We start from the raw sequence: 15912 nt of genomic DNA on the forward strand, positions 1-15912 counted from the left end.
CCGCCGGATCTTCCGGCGACCGTGTCGGAGCCTGTGCGCAATCTCGTCTACTCGTGCATTGCGAAGAGCCCTGCCGAGCGTCCCTCCTCGTCGGCGCATCTCGCGCGTGCCGCGCAGGCGCTGCGTCGCGGTGATGTCGCGGGTGCGACGGCCGCCGTTCCCGGTGTCGCAGGCGCCGAGGCGTTCACGACCCTGATCACGCCGGGCGTCGACACGAGTGCGGCCACCCGCGTTCTGCCGTCCGCGGCCGGTGGTCTGGGTGCTGCGGGTGGCCTGTCGGCGACGCAGCCGATGTCCGCGATGGACGGGCCGGATGAGGTCAAGTCGCGCAATCCGTGGACGTGGCCGCTCATCGCGCTCGTCGGCATCCTGCTGGTTGCCCTCATCGGTGTGATCCTGGCGCTCGTGTTCGCGCCGGGCGACGAGCCGTCGCAGAGTTCTGCGCCGCCGTCGCAGACTCAGAGCCAGAAGCCGAGCACGACGCCGAGCGCCGACAACAAAGTCGCGGTCGTGCAGGATGACTATCTCGGCATGACTGAGATGGAAGTGCGCAACGCGCTCGGCCTGCTCGATCTGCGTGCCGAGGTCGTGGAGGGCAACACCGCGCCAGACCCCGACAGTGTCGGCAAGGTCTACAAGATCAACCCGACCGGCCGTCTCGACCCGGGCAGTGTGGTCACGGCGACGATCTACGCGCCGATCCCCGACCCGGCGAAGCCGGCCGCGCCGAGCGCTTCGTCGTCGACTGCGGAGCCGGGCGACACCGTCACGATCACGTGGCCGACGTACACGGGCTGCGCCCCGGGCACCAACCACACCGCCTACCGGCTTTCGTTGACGGGGGCCACCACAACCGCCGGAAACCCGCTGGGCAAGGGTCAGCACAGCGCCGAGATCGTCGTCGACGACGGCGTGACCTCGGTGACCGTCAGCTATCTGGCCGAGTGCTCGGGCATCCAGTCACCGCCATCCGACACCGTCACGATCACGGTCACACCTCCTGTGTCTCCTCCGCCGAGCACGGACCCGGGAAACGGCAACGGCAATGGCGGGGGCGGGGCCGCACCGTCGGCGTGACGCATCCGGTAGACATCTCTGCTGGTCTCACGGCGGCAGGGCGATATGGCTGTACAGCAGACACCGATTACACTGGCTATTCGTTGGCCTAATCCGGGAGATGAACTGTGACTGAAGATGCTCGCCTCCTGGCTGGTAGGTATCAGGTCGGCAAGCTCATCGGCCGCGGCGGCATGGCGGATGTCCATGAGGGCACGGATGCGCGCCTCGGGCGCCGCGTCGCCATCAAGCTGCTGAAGCCCTCCCTTGCGATCGACCCGAACTTCAGGCTGCTGTTCCGCGAGGAGGCCCAGAAGGCCGCCCGTATGGCGCATCCGACGATCGTTCGCGTCTACGACGCCGGCGAGGAGACCGTCACCGACGCCAACGGCATCGAGACGCAACTGCCGTTCATCGTCATGGAGTACGTCGACGGGCGCCTGCTCAAGGACATCATCGCCGACGGCCCGCTCTCCCCGCAGGAGGCCGTTCGCATCGCCGACGGTATGCTCACGGCGCTCGAGTACAGCCACCGTGCGCTGCTCGTGCACCGCGACATCAAGCCCGGCAATGTCATGGTCACTCAGAATGGCCAGGTCAAGGTGATGGATTTCGGCATCGCCCGCGCCGTCAGCGACAACTCTGCGACGGTCGCCGACACGAGTGCTGTTCTCGGCACCGCCCAGTATTTCTCGCCTGAGCAGGCGAAGGGCGAGACGGTGGATGCCCGCACCGATCTGTATTCGACCGGTGTCGTGCTGTTCGAGATGCTCACGGGCCGCCCGCCGTTCCGCGGCGACCGTGCGGCTGCCGTGGCCTACCAGCACATCAGTGAGGCGCCCGTCGCGCCCGGCACCATCAATCCGAAGGTTCCGCCGGCTCTCGACGCCGTTGTGCTGCATTCGCTCGCGAAGGACAAGTTCGAGCGTTTCCAGACGGCATCCGAGTTCCGTGACGAGCTGAAGGCTGGCGCTGCAGGCGAGATGCCGGTGCGCAAGGCGACCCCGGCCAATGACTTCAGTTCCACGCTGTTCGGTGTGAACCCGAGCGCGACGGCTGGTTCCGAGGCTGCCCTGCGGCAGCTGTCGTCTCAGAACACGGAGCGGGCGGTGCGCACGCAGAATCGTCCTCCCGTCGCCTGGATCTGGGCGGGCGTCGCCATCATGGCCGCCGTGCTCATCGCGCTCGCGATCTGGGTGGTGAACCTCCCGTCGCTGAATCTCACGCAGGGCCTCTCCGTCTCGGTTCCCGACGTCGTCAACGCAAAGTACGACGACGGCGTCGACACCCTGGGCAAGTACGATCTCGTGGCCAGCCGCTTCGATGTTGCCAGCGACGATGTCGCCGAGGGCCTGATCGTGCGCACCGATCCGCCCGCAGGCACCACGGTCGCGGCCACCCAGGCCATCAAGGTCTACGTCTCCTCCGGGCCGGCGACGGTGACGGTGCCCGATCTGTCGGGCCAGTCGCAGGATGCCGCCACGGCGGCGCTGACCGATCGAGGCTTCGAGATCGGCGCGGTCAACAAGGAGAACTCCGGCACTTTGGCGGAGGGGACCGTCGTCAGCACGAGCCCCGCGGCGGGCACCGCCGTCAAGGTGGGCGAGACGATCGATCTCGTCGTGTCGAGCGGCCTCGTGACGGTTCCGGATGTTCGCAATCAGCCGTTCAACACGGCCATCGGCACCCTGCAGGAGATCGGCCTCACCGTGAACGCGATTCCTGACCGCAATTGCGGGGGGCAGACGGTGACCGGTCAGGATCTGGCGCCGGGTGAGCATCCGCAGCGCTCGACGATCTCGATCACCTACTGCGCGGGCTGACGCCTCAGCGCGGGTTGCTCAGCCCCGACTCCTCAGTCGAGATTGACGAGCGGGGTGAGCCCGTTCGCTGTCTCGCGCGCCTCGGGGAGGCCGGCGACGGCCAGCCAGTTGGCGAGCATCCGGTAGCCACCCTCGGTGAGAACCGACTCGGGGTGGAACTGCACGCCGTAGATCGGCGCGCTCACATGCTGCAGCCCCATGATGACGCCACCCTCGGTGCGCGAGGTCACGATGAGATCGTCGGGCACGGTGCCGTCGACGACGGCCAGCGAGTGGTATCTGGTGGCCGTGAACGGCTCGGGCACCTCCTCGTAGAAGGCGCTGCTGTCGTGGCTGACGAGCGATGTCTTGCCGTGCATGAGCTCCTCGGCGTGGGTGACGGTGGCTCCGAACGCCTCCGCGATCGCCTGATGCCCCAAGCACACACCCAGGAGCGGCTTGTTCGCCTCGAGCGCGGCGCGCACCATGGCGATGGAGACACCGGCCTTGGCGGGCGTTCCCGGGCCCGGCGACAGCAGCACGCCGTCGTAGTCGGCCATGCGCTCGGCCGCTTCGGCCTCGCTGAAGTCGTCGTTGCGCACGACGTCGATCGTCGCGCCAAGCTGCAGCAGGTAGCCGCCGAGCGTGTAGACGAAGCTGTCGTAGTTGTCGATCACAAGAATTCTGGTCATTGCTGAACCGTCACCTCCGGGGTACCGATAAATGTGTTCACCCAGGGAAAGACCCAGAGGATGAGGGCGAGGAGAACGACCACGACGAGGATGACCGCGAGCAGGATGCGGAACCACAGGGGGCCGGGCAGCAGTCGCCAGAGCGCCGAATACATCAGCCGGCCTCCCCTCTCAGGGCGGCCAGCTCGGCGGGCATGCCGGCCGAGTTGGGCTGCCACGACTCCAGCACGCCGTACGCGATGAAACGCTCGGCGGCGGAGAACATCGGATGGCAGGTGGTCAGGGTGATCACGCGATCGCTCGCCGCGAATCCGGTGGTCTGGGGCACGGGGTCGAGCACGCCGATTCCGTTCGGGCGCACATACTCGATCGAGCGGAACACGTAGTCGAACCAGCCGTCGGCCGTCTGCACGTAGATGTGGTCTCCCTGCTGCAGCTCCGCGATGCGGTTGAACGGGGCGCCGTAGGTGGTGCGGTGGGCGGCGAGCGCGAAGTTGCCGACCTCTCCGGGCATCTGGGTTCCCGAGTAGTGGCCGATGCCGAGCTCGTTGTTGTTGAGAACGGATGCGAGGCCGACACCTTCGCCGATGGCGCGCACATAGTCGGCGCCGAAACGCGGAACGTACATCGTGGCGAAGCCGACACCGTTCGCGGGAGCTGTGGCGACGACGGGGTCTCCGTAGTCGGGTGCGGGCTCGTCGACGTCTGTGGGGGCCTCGGATGCGGGTGCACCATCACCTGCGTCGGCGCCGCCCCACTGTTCGCTCAGTTCGAGGGCGCTGCTGCGCTGCTCCTCGCCGACGACGAGGTCGTTCAGCCACAACTGCCAGCCGAGGAAGAGGAACACGAGCACGCCGGCGGTGACGAACAGCTCGCCGACCAGACCGATGATGCTCAGCCGTGGGCGTCCGCTCCGCGTCTTCCGCCGCCTGCGTCGCCGCAGTTCGGGGCCGGCCTGGGCAGGCCCCTCCCCTGCAACGATCGGGCTGGTCATGTCTGTGATTCTATTCGCTGGCCGATGCGCCCGGCCCCGCACCGACGCAGGGGCTGAGGTGGGCGGCGCATTCCCGCTAGAATGCCCGCATGGCCAGATCGACGAAAACGAAGACCGACGCCCCCCGCGAGAACCGCTCGGGTGCCGACGCCCCCAACCCGGTCTGGTTCAAGCCGATCATGTTCGGGCTCATGCTGCTCGGCCTGATCTGGATCCTCGTGTACTACATCAGCCAGAGCACGCTGCCGATTCCCGGTCTGGGCGACATGAACATCCTCGTCGGCTTCGGCATCATGTTCGTCGGCTTCCTCATGACGACCCGTTGGCGCTGACGGCTTCCGCTTCTTCACCTCGCTGAGGCTTCCGTTCTCAGCCAGCCGCTCTGCGACACTTGTCTCATGGCGCAGTCCCTCCGGCATCCGGCCCCTCGTTCGGCGATCAGTGCTGAATCGCGCGCTCTCACATCGGCTATCGCGGCATTCGTCGGCGGCTTCGTCGTGGCGCTCATCGCGGTGGGTGTGCGCGGCGCTGACGCCCCCCTGTTCGGCGCATTCTCGATCGGCCTGATCACGGCGCTCTCCGCCTCGGGCATCGCCGTCGTCGTGTTCGTCGTCGGCTACGTGCTCTCGATGCGCTCCCCCGTCAACTCCTGGCGACGCTCCGTCTGGCTGCCCCGTTTCGTTCTGGATGTGACGGGGCTGTCGTTCACGCATGCCGCGATCGCGTTCATGGCTGCGCTGGCCATGTTCTCGCTGCTGCAGCGGGCGTTCGAGGGTCTCGCGTTCGATGCCATCACCTCGGCCCTCACCTGTGGGGTCGTGACCGCGCTCACCGCCTATGTGACCTTCCTGTCGGCATCCGCCGTCTCGACCTATTCGCTCTCGCAGCTGCTGGCGGTGTTCGTGGTGAGCGGTTCGCTCACGAGCATGCTCACCGCCGACGAGCCGCACTGGTGGCAGAGCAACTTCAGCGCCCTGGGCGTCTCGACCGGCTTCTCCGGCTACGCGTTCAATGCGACGGTGCTCATCGCGGGGCTCGTTGTCATAACCCTCGCCGACTATGTGACCACCGACCTCGAGGAGCTCGCCCGCAGGCGGGAGCAGCATGTGCGGTGGCGGTCCGAGATGGTGCGCTGGCTGCTGGTGACGATCGGCGTCGCCCTGATCGGGGTCGCTCTCGTGCCGGTGAATCTGTCGGAACCCGTGCACAACATCTTCGCCACGGGGCTTGTTGTCGTGTTCTTCGCGCTGATGGTGGGCATCCGCTGGTTCGCCCCTGTCATGCAGCCGACATTCCTGGTCGTGACGAGCATCTTCATCGCCGTGATCGGCACCGCGACGGTGCTGTTCTGGCCGGTCGGCTACTACAACCTCACGGGTTTCGAGCTGGTTGTGAGTGCCGTTGTCTTCGCCTGGCTGATCATCTTTGTTCGCAATATCGCGGCCGCCCTGCACGAGGCGACGACGCCGGATGCACTGTCCACAGCCTCTCGCCCGGAATTCCGGGCAACTACACAGCTGTAATTATCCCCACTGTGGAATCTCCTGTGGATAACTCGTGCGTCATGCGAACGAGGAGTGAAGGAGCAGCACACCGACGACCGTCAGAACGACCAGTCCTGCGAGCACCGCGCCGAGCATCCAGAGCTGTTTCGATCGCTGGTCACGACGCCGCGTGCGCATGAATATGAAGGCCACGAGCGCACCGACGATGAGCCCGCCGATGTGCGCCTGCCACGCGATTCCGGGAACGACGAAGCCGATCACCAGGTTGATGCCGATGACCACGACCAGTTGGATGCTGTTGCCGCCGAGCCCGCGCTGGATCACGAAGAAGGCGCCCAGGAGGCCGAAGATCGCGCCCGATGCACCGATGACCGGCGTCGCGGGAGCCAGGAGCAGCACCGCGATCGAGCCGCCGATGCCGCTCAAGAAGTACAGCGCCAGAAAGCGGCCGCGCCCGATCATGTGCTCCAAGATGCGCCCGAAGATCCACAGCGAATACATGTTGAAGAGGATGTGCAGGAACGACTGCTCCGAATGCACGAACATCGTGGTGATCATGCGCCACGGTTGAATCTCGGTGTACGGCGCCCAGTAGAGCAGCGCACCCGTCACCGCTCCCGTGCCGGATGTCACCATCTGCAGCAACCAGATCGCCACGGTGACGCCGATGATCGAATAGGTGGCGATGGGTCCGTCGCCGCGGCGGGCGCGGTTGATGGCGGTGACGACGGCCGGCTTGGTCCGCGGCGCGGACTGGCGCGCCTCGCGCACGCACTCCGGGCAGTGAACGCCGACGGGCGCCTGCGTCTGGCATTCGGGGCAGATGGTGCGACCGCAACGCTGACACAGGATGAAACTCTGCCGGTCTGGATGCCGGTAGCAGAAGTTGCCGGAGGTGTCGGAGTCTCCAGCAGAATCAGGAGAGGAGGATGCGCCGCTCACAGCACATCCCCCTGCACCAGGATGATCACCTGATCAGACCTCTTCGACGGTGATGCTGTTGATGACGACGTCTTCGACCGGCTTGTCGCGGCGGTCCTTCTTCACGGCCTCGATCGTCTTGACGACCTCCTGCGACGCCTCATCCTCGACCTTGCCGAAGATGGTGTGCTTGCCCTGCAGCCAGGTGGTGGGCACGGTGGTGATGAAGAACTGCGAACCGTTGGTGCCGCGGCCCATCTGGGTGCCCGCGTTCGCCATGGCGAGCACGTAGGGCTTCGTGAAGTCGAGCTCCGGGTGGATCTCGTCGTCGAACTGGTAGCCGGGGCCACCGGTTCCCTGGCCGAGCGGGTCGCCGCCCTGGATCATGAACTCGTCGATGATGCGGTGGAAGATCACGCCGTCGTACAGCGGATCGGTCGAGACCTTGCCCGTCTCCGGGTGGGTCCACTCCTTGGTTCCGGTCGCAAGGCCGATGAAGTTGTCGACCGTCTTCGGCGCGTGGTTGCGCAGCAGGTTGACCTTGATGTCACCGAGGGATGTATGGAAAGTAGCTACATGGGTGTGCACAGACATGCCATCAGTATTCCATTGATGTCTGTGCGAAGTCGTGTCATTGTCGTGTCATTCGCTGAGGGCGCACAGCATCCGTCGATCCGGCGTGTCAGCAATACTCAGGTCGCTCACAGTGCCCGCCGTGCGAGGATGGAAGTGCTCCGTACGCCGCCGACTGGAGGTCTCTCATGGCTTTGTCCCGTAAACGTGCACGTGAACTGAAGCGCCTGAAGCATTCGGCATCCGATCTCTGGGATGACCAGAGAGAGGTGCTCGATCATGCCAGCCGGGTCGTCCGCGAGGCGGGCCGTCAGGTCGGCTATGTGGGCCGCGAAGAGGTTGCCCCCCGCGTCCGCGACACCTACGAGCACAGGGTGAGGCCGGTCGTCGCGACCGGCGTGCACGCCGCGCAGTCTGCCGGCGACTTCACCCGCGACAAGATCAAGCATGACGTGCTGCCGTCGCTCGCCTCCGCCGTCGCCTCCACGCTCGCCGTGATCGAGGTCGCGAAGGACGCCAGGGTGAAGGATGCCGTGCGAGAGATCCGTCGCGCCACCGATCGCACGGGCCACCAGCTCGAGGTCACCGGCCACAAGGTGAAGAAGGCCACCAAGAAGTACGGCAAGAAGGCCGAGAAGTACGGGCAGAAGGTCGGCATCCTGCCCCCGAAGAAGACGGGCCCGGGCCGCTACATCGTTCTCGGTGTCGGCCTCGTCGCCCTCGCCGGGCTCGGCTACGCCGTCTGGCAGACCCTCCGCGCCGATGACGAGCTGTGGATCACCGAGCCGGATGCCCCGGCCGCCGATCCGGACGGCCTGCTCTAGCCGCACACCGCTTCACGAGGCGCCGCCACCCCCTGCGGGTGGCGGCGCTTCTGCGTTGCCGCCGCCTGTCGCATCCGCGTCAGTGTGCGCGCCCGTGCTCCGGTGTGTCGCGATAGACACTACTGCGCACTGCGTAGTACTGTGGCGTGCACCAGCGAAGGGAACGCGATGGATACGACCCAACTCCTCAAGGGGGTGCTCGACGTGGCGGTGCTCGCCGTCATCCACGACGACGACGGCTACGGCTACGACGTCGTGCGCCGACTGCGCGCGGCCGGCCTTGACGAGGTGGGCGATGCATCCGTCTATGGCACGCTGCGTCGCCTGTACGCCGGCGGCGCCCTCTCCACCTATGTCGTGCCCTCCGACGGCGGGCCGCACCGCAAGTACTACGCGATCACACCGGAGGGGCGCACCATGCTGACCGAGCAGCGCACCGACTGGGGTCGCTTCTCGACAACACTCACACGACTACTGGAGCAGCCCGGCAGCACAGCCGGGGGCACCCCTTCCACTTCCGGCATCCGCACGATCGGGGACAGGTCATGACCGCAACAGCATCCGCCAGCACCGCCATCCGGGAGTTCGCCGCCGCCGTACGGGCCGCGCTCGACGACCTGCCCGCCGACGACCTCGACGAGCTCACCGAAGGGCTCGAGGCAGATCTCCTCGAACAGGCGACGGATGCGGGAGCCGACTTCACGCTCGGCGATCCGCAGGCCTACGCCGAAGAGCTGCGCGCCGCCGCCGGGCTGCCCCAGCGAGATGACCGGCGCACGAAGCGGGGAGAGCAGTTCTACGCCTGGCTGGGCGAGATCCCCTCCACGGCCGCCGGACGCATCCGGTCCACTCGCTTCGGTTCCGCAGCGCTCGACTTCGCCGTCTCCCTGCGCCCGTTCTGGTGGGTGCTGCGCGGGTGGGTGGTGTTCCAGATCCTGGCTCGGATGTTCACTTCGTGGGAATTCCACTTCGCCCTCCCACCCACAGCGTCTGGATGGCTGCTGCTCACATCGTGCCTGGTGGTGAGCATCCAATGGGGCCGTGGACGATGGCTCTTCTGGAAATGGCTGCACGGGGTCAAGATTCTCGTGAGCATCATCGCCGTAATCACGTTGCCGTTCATGGGCGCTGCGGCGGTGGGCACACAATCGTCGATCGCACACGCCAGGGAGGACTATGCAATGGGCGCCGAGCCCAGCTCGGGCCTGCGGATGAATGGAAGCGATGTGACGAACATCTTCGCCTACGACGCCGATGGTACGCCGCTGCGCGAGGTGCAGCTCTTCGACCAGACGGGAAATCCCCTCATGGCCTCCTATGACCCCGGGATGTCCTGGCTATGGGCCGGAATCGACAATTCAGGATACGAGTTCGGCTATGTCCCCAATGAGAGGGCGGGCCGCAGCGGCTGGAATGTGTTTCCACTGGACACCGTCGATGCCCGCGGCCTCAGCTATGACCGCGACGGCCGCGAGGTCATCGACCGCTCCCGGGTGACAGACGCCCCTCTTCCATTCGAAAAAGCGCGCCCGCTCTCAGCGCTCCCCGAGCCCGACGATGCAACGGAGGGCCCGTCCGAGAGTCCGGCCCCCGGCGACGAGACGCCCGCCGCCCCCGAATCGACAGAACCGGATGCCGTGCCGGACGGTTCGCAGCAGTTGGCTCCGGCACCGGTGGGGTGACCGGCGATGACCTCCCCTGGACGCCGCCGTACAGGCTCCCCCATCGATCCGGCCGCGCTGGAGCTACCGCCGACCTTCACGGTCGAGGTGCCGCTGACGCTCGGGAACGGCGCATCGGCATCCGGTTAAAGCTTCGAAACTTGTCATTCGATGAGGTGGGTCTTTCTCGAATCACAGCCGTGTAGTTATCCACAGGTGATTGCACATGTGGAAAGACGCTCGCCGCGAGATTTCGCCCGAGAAGACCGCGTCGAGTACGCCAATCGGCGGCTCGGGGCGCTCTGGAGCAACCGAAAGGCGTACTCGAGCGGCATGCTCCAGCGACGGCGCGGCGCAAGCATCGGCGCGCGCCAGCATCCAGACGGGCCGACACCGGATGGGAGCGGGCGTGCCCAGCCGCAACCACAGGGAGAAGAGAAAAAGTGTGGAGCCTAGGAGATTCGAACTCCTGACATCCTGCTTGCAAAGCAGGCGCTCTACCAACTGAGCTAAGGCCCCGGAGGGGGTGCGAGATTCGAGAAGAATCGTGCGTGGGGATACCAGGACTTGAACCTGGGACCTCTTCGTTATCAGCGAAGCGCTCTAACCGCCTGAGCTATATCCCCGTTTATGGGCAGATACGAGAGTATCGTACGCTGACCCTTTTCTTTAAATCGGGTCAGTTGTTGGTGAACCCGACGAGCAGCCCGCCCGTGATCTTCACCGTGAAGTTGTACAGCAGCGCCGCGACGGCGCCGAGCGCGGTGCCGACGATGGTGTTCAGCAGGGCCACGATGACGGAGAAGCCGACCACCTGGATGAGCGACAGGCTGTTCATGAGACTGAACGAGTCCCCGCCCGTGACGTCCGCGATCATCGAGTCGAGGTCGCTGAAGATGCCGAGGGTGCTGAGCAGCAGCCAGCTGAGGAACGTCAGCACGATCAGCACGATGCCGAGCGTCACCGCGATGAGGAACGACAGCTTGATGGCCGACCAGAAGTCGATGTACACCAACCGCAGGCGAACCTGCTTCGACGATACGGCTTTCTGCGACTTGCGCTGAAGTTTCTCGGCGACGCTACTCATCTACGACCTCGTCCTTCGTGATTTCGGTGGCATCCGTGTCGGCTGCATCCGTATCAACAATGCTTGTCTCATCCGTGCCTGCAGTGTCGCCGACAGAATCCTGTTCGTCATTCTGCCCGTCGTTGCTGGACACATCCTGACCCAGGTTTCGCTCACTGTTGCGAGCGACCGCGATGATCCTGTCGTTCTCGCCGAACCGCGCGAAGACGACGCCCATCGTGTCACGACCCTTGGCCGGGACCTCGGCGACAGACGAGCGTACCACCTTGCCCCCGGCAAGAACCACAAGAACCTCGTCATCCTCGGCCACGATGAGGGCGCCGGCGAGATCGCCGCGGGCCTCCTGCAGCTTCGCGACCTTGATGCCGAGGCCGCCGCGATTCTGCACGCGGTACTGGTCGACGGAGGTCCTCTTGGCGAAGCCGCCCTCCGTCACGACGAAGACGAAACCGGCATCCGTGACGACGGATGCGTCGAGCAGGTGGTCGCCGTCTCTGAAGTGCATTCCGATGACGCCGGACGTCGCGCGGCCCATCGGGCGCAGCGCCTCGTCGCTGGCGGTGAAGCGGATCGACATGCCCTGGTGTGAGACCAGCAGCAGGTCGGAGTCGTCCTCCACGAGCATCGCCGACACCAGTTCGTCCTCATCGCGCAGGTTGATGGCGATGATGCCGCCCGAACGATTCGTGTCGTACTCGGTGAGGGCCGTCTTCTTGATCAGCCCGCCGCGGGTCGCGAGTGCCAGGTACTTCGCCGCCGAATAGTCCCGGATGTCCAGGATCTGGGCGATCTCCTCATCCGCCTGGAGCGCAAGCAGGTTGGCGACGTGCTGGCCCTTCGCATCGCGGCCGGCCTCCTGCAGCTCATACGCCTTCGCGCGGTAGACGCGGCCCTTGTTGGTGAAGAACAGCAGCCAGTGGTGGGTCGTCGTGACGAAGAAGTGCTCGACCACGTCGTCCGCGCGCAGCTGGGCGCCCTTGACTCCCTTGCCGCCGCGGTGCTGGCTGCGGTAGTTGTCGCTGCGCGTGCGCTTGACGTACCCGCCGCGCGTGACGGTGACCACCATCTCCTCTTCGGGGATGAGGTCCTCCATGTTCATGTCGCCGTCGAAGCCGAACATGATCTCGGTGCGGCGGTCGTCGCCGAACTTCTCGATCAGCTCGGTGAGCTCCTCGCTGACAATGTCGCGCTGACGCTGCGGGCTGGCGAGGATCGCGTTGAAGTCGATGATGAGCGCTTCGATCTTGTCGTGCTCGTCGATGATCTTCTGGCGTTCGAGGGCGGCGAGCCGGCGCAGCTGCATGTCGAGGATCGCGCTGGCCTGCAGCTCGTCGATGTCGAGCAGCGCCATGAGGCCTTCGCGCGCCTCGTCGACGGTGGGCGAGCGCCGGATGAGGGCGATCACCTCGTCGAGCGCGTCGAGCGCCTTCAGATAGCCGCGCAGGATGTGCGCACGCTCCTCCGCCTTGCGCAGGCGGAACCTGGTACGCCGCACGATGACGTCGATCTGGTGGGCTGCCCACTCGGTGATGAAGCCGTCGAGCGAGAGGGTGCGCGGGATGCCGTCGACGATCGCGAGCATGTTCGCGCCGAAGTTCTCCTGCAGCTGGGTGTGCTTGAAGAGGTTGTTGAGCACGACCTTCGCGACGGCGTCGCGCTTGAGCACGATGACGAGACGCTGGCCGGTACGCCCTGAGGTCTCGTCGCGGATGTCCGCGATACCGGTGATCTTGCCGTCCTTGACGAGGTCGGCGATCTTCAGTGCGAGGTTGTCGGGGTTGACCTGGTACGGCAGCTCCGTGACGACGAGGCAGGTGCGACCCTGCAACTCCTCGACGTTGACCACGGCGCGCATCGTGATCGATCCGCGGCCCGTGCGGTACGCATCCTGAATTCCCTTGGTGCCCAGGATCTGCGCGCCGGTCGGGAAGTCGGGGCCCTTGACGCGCTGCATCAGGGCCTCGAGCAGTTCCTCCTGGCTCGCCTCGGGGTTCGCCAGGTGCCACAGGGCGGCCTGGCCGACCTCGCGCAGATTGTGCGGCGGGATGTTGGTGGCCATTCCGACGGCGATGCCGACGGAACCGTTGACCAGAAGGTTCGGGAACCGGCTCGGGAGCACGGTCGGCTCCTGCGTGCGCCCGTCGTAGTTGTCCTGGAAGTCAACGGTGCCCTCTTCGATGTCGCGCACCATCTCGAGCGCGAGGGGGGCCATCTTCGTCTCGGTGTACCGGTGGGCGGCCGCGCCGTCGTTGCCGGGCGAACCGAAGTTGCCCTGCCCGAGCGCGAGCGGGTAGCGCAGGCTCCACGGCTGCACGAGACGCACGAGCGCGTCGTACACGGAGGAGTCACCGTGCGGGTGGAACTGGCCCATGACGTCGCCGATGACGCGGGTGCACTTGGAGAAGCCCTTGTCGGGGCGGTAGCCGCCGTCGTACATGGCGTAGATTACGCGGCGGTGCACGGGCTTGAGGCCGTCACGCACCTCCGGCAGCGCCCGACCGACGATGACGCTCATCGCGTAGTCGAGGTAGGAGCGCTGCATCTCCAGCTGCAGGTCGACCTGCGTCACCTTGTCGTGCGCGGTGTCGATCTCTTTGCCCGGGATGTGATCGTCGGTGGGGTTCTCGGTGTTGTCGTTGTCAGCCATGAATTCTCTGTTCTTCGAAGCGGTGATGGGATTCTGAGGTGGCCCCGGGGGGCCTGCTCACCCCGCTAGATGTCGAGGAAACGCACGTCCTTGGCGTTCCGCTGGATGAAGTTACGGCGCGACTCGACGTCTTCTCCCATGAGGGTGGAGAAGATCTCGTCGGCGGCGGCCGCATCGTCGAGGGTCACCTGCAGCAGCGTGCGGGTCTCCGGATCCATGGTGGTCTCCCACAGCTCCTTGTAGTCCATCTCACCCAGACCCTTGTAGCGCTGGATGCCGTTCTCCTTCGGGATGCGCTTGCCGGCGGCGAGGCCGGCCTCGACGAATGCGTCACGCTCCCGATCGGAGTACACGTATTCGTGCGGCGAGTTCGACCACTTGAGTCGGTACAGCGGCGGCTGGGCCAGGTAGACGTAACCGAGGTCGATGAGCGGACGCATGTAGCGGAACACCAGCGTCAGCAGCAGCGTCGTGATGTGCTGGCCATCGACGTCGGCATCGGCCATGAGCACGATCTTGTGGTACCTGACCTTCTCCGGGTCGAAGTCCTCACCGATTCCGGCGCCGAACGCCGTGATCATCGCCTGCACCTCGGCATTGCCCAGGGCACGGTCGAGACGCGCCTTCTCCACGTTGAGGATTTTGCCCCGAAGCGGCAGGATCGCCTGGGTGTCGGGGTTGCGCCCCTGCACGGCAGAACCACCAGCCGAGTCACCCTCCACGATGAAGATCTCCGACACGCTCGGGTCCTTGCTCGCGCAGTCCCTCAGCTTGCCGGGCATGCCGCCCGACTCCAGCAGGCCCTTGCGGCGGGTCTGCTCGCGGGCCTTGCGCGCGGCCATCCTGGCGGCGGATGCCTGCAGGGCCTTGCGGATGACATCCTTCGCCTGCACCGGGTTGCGCCCGAACCAGTCGGTGAGCGCCTCGCCGGCAACCTTCTGAACGAAGGACTTCGCCTCGGTGTTGCCGAGCTTCGTCTTGGTCTGGCCCTCGAACTGCGGTTCGCCGAGCTTCACGGAGATGACCGCGGTGAGACCCTCGCGCACGTCGTCGCCGGTGAGGTTCTCGTCCTTCTCCTTGAGGATGCCCTTCTCACGCGCATAACGGTTGACCGTGGTGGTCAGCGCCGCGCGGAAGCCCTCCTCGTGCGTGCCACCCTCGTGTGTGTTGATGGTGTTCGCGTAGGTGTGCACGCTCTCGCTGTACGAGGTGGTCCACTGCATCGCGACCTCGAGGGCGATCCTGCGCTCCGTGTCCTCCGACTCGATCGAGATGATGTCCGGATGCACGACCTCGGCCTTCTTGGCCGAGTTCAGATATTCGACGTAGTCGACGAGACCGCGCTGGTACAGGAACACGTCGCCGCGGCCATCGCTGCCGTCCTCCTGTTCGCGCTCGTCCGTGAGGGAGATCGTGAGGCCCTTGTTGAGGAAGGCCATCTGCTGGAAGCGGGTGCGGAGGGTCTCGTAGTCGAAGACGACGGTCTCGAAGATCTCGTCATTCGGCCAGAAGGTGATCGTCGTTCCTGTGTCGTCGGATGCCTCGCCCTTCTCGAGCGGAGCCTGCGGCACACCGTTCTGGAACTGCTGGCGGTAGACGTTGCCCTGCCGGCGGACCTCGACGTCGAGTTCCTTGGAGAGCGCGTTGACCACCGAGCTGCCGACGCCGTGGAGCCCGCCGGAGACGGCGTATCCGCCGCCACCGAACTTTCCGCCGGCGTGAAGGATGGTGAGAACGACCTCGACGGTCGACTTCTTCTCGACCGGGTGGATGTCGACCGGGATGCCTCGCCCGTTGTCGACCACGCGCACCCCACCGTTGCGGAGGATCGTGATGAGGATGGTGTCGCAGTAGCCGGCGAGGGCCTCATCGACCGAGTTGTCTACGATCTCGTAGACCAGGTGGTGAAGACCGCGCGGACCGGTCGAGCCGATGTACATGCCGGGACGCTTGCGCACAGCCTCGAGACCCTCGAGCACCTGGATCTGGCCGGCGCCGTAGCTCTCGTTGTTGTGCTTCTGCTCATCGGCGGTCTGCGGCTTGCGAGGAGAAGCCGCAGGAGCTGCGGGAGCGGGGGAAATGTCGTTCTCAGATGAATTCTCGGGCGAAGGGGATGACATCTGAAATTGAACTCCTGACGGATAGAACGA

At 65.7% G+C, this 15912-nt stretch carries 14 protein-coding genes, 2 tRNA genes and 1 pseudogene; 7 read left to right on the plus strand and 10 right to left on the minus strand.

The genetic code is table 11. The annotated features are described in order from the left end of the window. Both FB562_RS13625 and pknB read left to right on the plus strand, forming a co-directional pair. Positions 1-1077: pseudogene (locus FB562_RS13625) on the plus strand (serine/threonine protein kinase); the annotation flags it as partial. 107 nt (positions 1078-1184) lie between these two features. After that, positions 1185-2879 carry a Stk1 family PASTA domain-containing Ser/Thr kinase gene (gene pknB, locus FB562_RS10110; protein WP_141881187.1) on the plus strand — a complete coding sequence of 565 codons (1695 nt, stop codon included), beginning with the start codon at positions 1185-1187 and terminating at the stop codon, positions 2877-2879. 32 nt (positions 2880-2911) lie between these two features. Here the strand turns inward: pknB and FB562_RS10115 are convergent, their stop codons facing one another. The 3 genes from FB562_RS10115 to FB562_RS10120 are packed head-to-tail and all read right to left on the minus strand — an operon-like array spanning position 2912 to position 4544. Beyond that, positions 2912-3550, minus strand: a complete 639-nt coding sequence (locus tag FB562_RS10115; RefSeq protein WP_141881188.1) for an aminodeoxychorismate/anthranilate synthase component II — start codon at positions 3548-3550, stop codon at positions 2912-2914. Next, on the minus strand, positions 3547-3705 hold the full coding sequence (locus tag FB562_RS13630; RefSeq protein ID WP_185740535.1) for a hypothetical protein: 159 nt from the start codon (positions 3703-3705) through the stop codon (positions 3547-3549). The genes FB562_RS10115 and FB562_RS13630 overlap by 4 nt, the downstream gene beginning before the upstream one ends. Continuing rightward, positions 3705-4544: a class E sortase gene (locus FB562_RS10120; protein WP_141881189.1), complete on the minus strand. Its 840-nt coding sequence runs from the start codon at positions 4542-4544 to the stop codon at positions 3705-3707. Before FB562_RS10120 ends, FB562_RS13630 begins: the two co-directional genes overlap by 1 nt. A gap of 89 nt (positions 4545-4633) precedes the next feature. On the opposite strand from FB562_RS10120, the gene FB562_RS10125 reads away from it, so the two are divergent. Further along, positions 4634-4876, plus strand: coding sequence for a cell division protein CrgA (locus FB562_RS10125; RefSeq protein ID WP_141881190.1), 243 nt, complete (start codon positions 4634-4636; stop codon positions 4874-4876). 66 nt (positions 4877-4942) lie between these two features. Beyond that, positions 4943-6067, plus strand: coding sequence for a DUF998 domain-containing protein (locus tag FB562_RS10130; RefSeq protein ID WP_141881191.1), 1125 nt, complete (start codon positions 4943-4945; stop codon positions 6065-6067). Between the two features lie 39 nt (positions 6068-6106). Here FB562_RS10130 and FB562_RS10135 read toward each other — a convergent pair whose 3' ends face one another. Next, a complete protein-coding gene (locus FB562_RS10135; protein WP_141881192.1) occupies positions 6107-6991 on the minus strand; it encodes a rhomboid family intramembrane serine protease in 885 nt (294 codons plus the stop codon). 33 nt (positions 6992-7024) lie between these two features. Continuing rightward, positions 7025-7564: a peptidylprolyl isomerase gene (locus FB562_RS10140; protein ID WP_141881193.1), complete on the minus strand. Its 540-nt coding sequence runs from the start codon at positions 7562-7564 to the stop codon at positions 7025-7027. 167 nt (positions 7565-7731) lie between these two features. Here FB562_RS10140 and FB562_RS10145 point away from each other — a divergent pair, with 167 nt between their 5' ends. The 3 genes from FB562_RS10145 to FB562_RS10155 all read left to right on the plus strand — a co-directional run bounded on the left by FB562_RS10145 (position 7732) and on the right by FB562_RS10155 (position 10049). Continuing rightward, positions 7732-8367, plus strand: coding sequence for a hypothetical protein (locus FB562_RS10145; protein ID WP_141881194.1), 636 nt, complete (start codon positions 7732-7734; stop codon positions 8365-8367). 168 nt (positions 8368-8535) lie between these two features. Further along, a complete protein-coding gene (locus FB562_RS10150) occupies positions 8536-8916 on the plus strand; it encodes a PadR family transcriptional regulator (protein WP_141881195.1) in 381 nt (126 codons plus the stop codon). Then, positions 8913-10049: a hypothetical protein gene (locus FB562_RS10155; protein WP_141881196.1), complete on the plus strand. Its 1137-nt coding sequence runs from the start codon at positions 8913-8915 to the stop codon at positions 10047-10049. The genes FB562_RS10150 and FB562_RS10155 overlap by 4 nt, the downstream gene beginning before the upstream one ends. 425 nt (positions 10050-10474) lie before the next feature. Here the strand turns inward: FB562_RS10155 and FB562_RS10160 are convergent. From FB562_RS10160 to gyrB, 5 genes are all read right to left on the minus strand, one after another. Further along, a tRNA-Ala gene (locus tag FB562_RS10160) sits at positions 10475-10547 on the minus strand. A 33-nt stretch (positions 10548-10580) separates the two neighbouring features. Further along, a tRNA-Ile gene (locus tag FB562_RS10165) sits at positions 10581-10654 on the minus strand. 53 nt (positions 10655-10707) lie between these two features. Then, the gene (locus tag FB562_RS10170; protein WP_141881197.1) at positions 10708-11115 is read right to left on the minus strand and encodes a DUF3566 domain-containing protein; all 408 of its coding nucleotides are present in this window, start codon (positions 11113-11115) and stop codon (positions 10708-10710) included. Then, positions 11108-13762: a DNA gyrase subunit A gene (gene gyrA, locus FB562_RS10175; RefSeq protein WP_141881198.1), complete on the minus strand. Its 2655-nt coding sequence runs from the start codon at positions 13760-13762 to the stop codon at positions 11108-11110. The genes FB562_RS10170 and gyrA overlap by 8 nt, the downstream gene beginning before the upstream one ends. 65 nt (positions 13763-13827) lie before the next feature. Further along, complete coding sequence (gyrB, locus tag FB562_RS10180) at positions 13828-15882, minus strand: DNA topoisomerase (ATP-hydrolyzing) subunit B (protein ID WP_141881199.1); 2055 nt, start codon at positions 15880-15882, stop codon at positions 13828-13830. Positions 15883-15912: the final 30 nt, after the last annotated feature.

Origin of the sequence: Homoserinimonas aerilata (assembly GCF_006716125.1) — a bacterium.
GTDB classification, from domain to species: domain Bacteria; phylum Actinomycetota; class Actinomycetes; order Actinomycetales; family Microbacteriaceae; genus Homoserinimonas; species Homoserinimonas aerilata.

Coding starts and splice junctions, on each gene's coding strand:
- FB562_RS10115 (WP_141881188.1), bottom strand. CDS start 3,550: ATGACCAGAATTCTTGTGATCGACAACTACGACAGCTTCGTCTACACG.
- FB562_RS13630 (WP_185740535.1), bottom strand. CDS start 3,705: ATGTATTCGGCGCTCTGGCGACTGCTGCCCGGCCCCCTGTGGTTCCGC.
- FB562_RS10120 (WP_141881189.1), bottom strand. CDS start 4,544: ATGACCAGCCCGATCGTTGCAGGGGAGGGGCCTGCCCAGGCCGGCCCC.
- FB562_RS10125 (WP_141881190.1), top strand. CDS start 4,634: ATGGCCAGATCGACGAAAACGAAGACCGACGCCCCCCGCGAGAACCGC.
- FB562_RS10130 (WP_141881191.1), top strand. CDS start 4,943: ATGGCGCAGTCCCTCCGGCATCCGGCCCCTCGTTCGGCGATCAGTGCT.
- FB562_RS10140 (WP_141881193.1), bottom strand. CDS start 7,564: ATGTCTGTGCACACCCATGTAGCTACTTTCCATACATCCCTCGGTGAC.
- FB562_RS10145 (WP_141881194.1), top strand. CDS start 7,732: ATGGCTTTGTCCCGTAAACGTGCACGTGAACTGAAGCGCCTGAAGCAT.
- FB562_RS10150 (WP_141881195.1), top strand. CDS start 8,536: ATGGATACGACCCAACTCCTCAAGGGGGTGCTCGACGTGGCGGTGCTC.
- FB562_RS10155 (WP_141881196.1), top strand. CDS start 8,913: ATGACCGCAACAGCATCCGCCAGCACCGCCATCCGGGAGTTCGCCGCC.
- FB562_RS10170 (WP_141881197.1), bottom strand. CDS start 11,115: ATGAGTAGCGTCGCCGAGAAACTTCAGCGCAAGTCGCAGAAAGCCGTA.
- gyrA (WP_141881198.1), bottom strand. CDS start 13,762: ATGGCTGACAACGACAACACCGAGAACCCCACCGACGATCACATCCCG.
- gyrB (WP_141881199.1), bottom strand. CDS start 15,882: ATGTCATCCCCTTCGCCCGAGAATTCATCTGAGAACGACATTTCCCCC.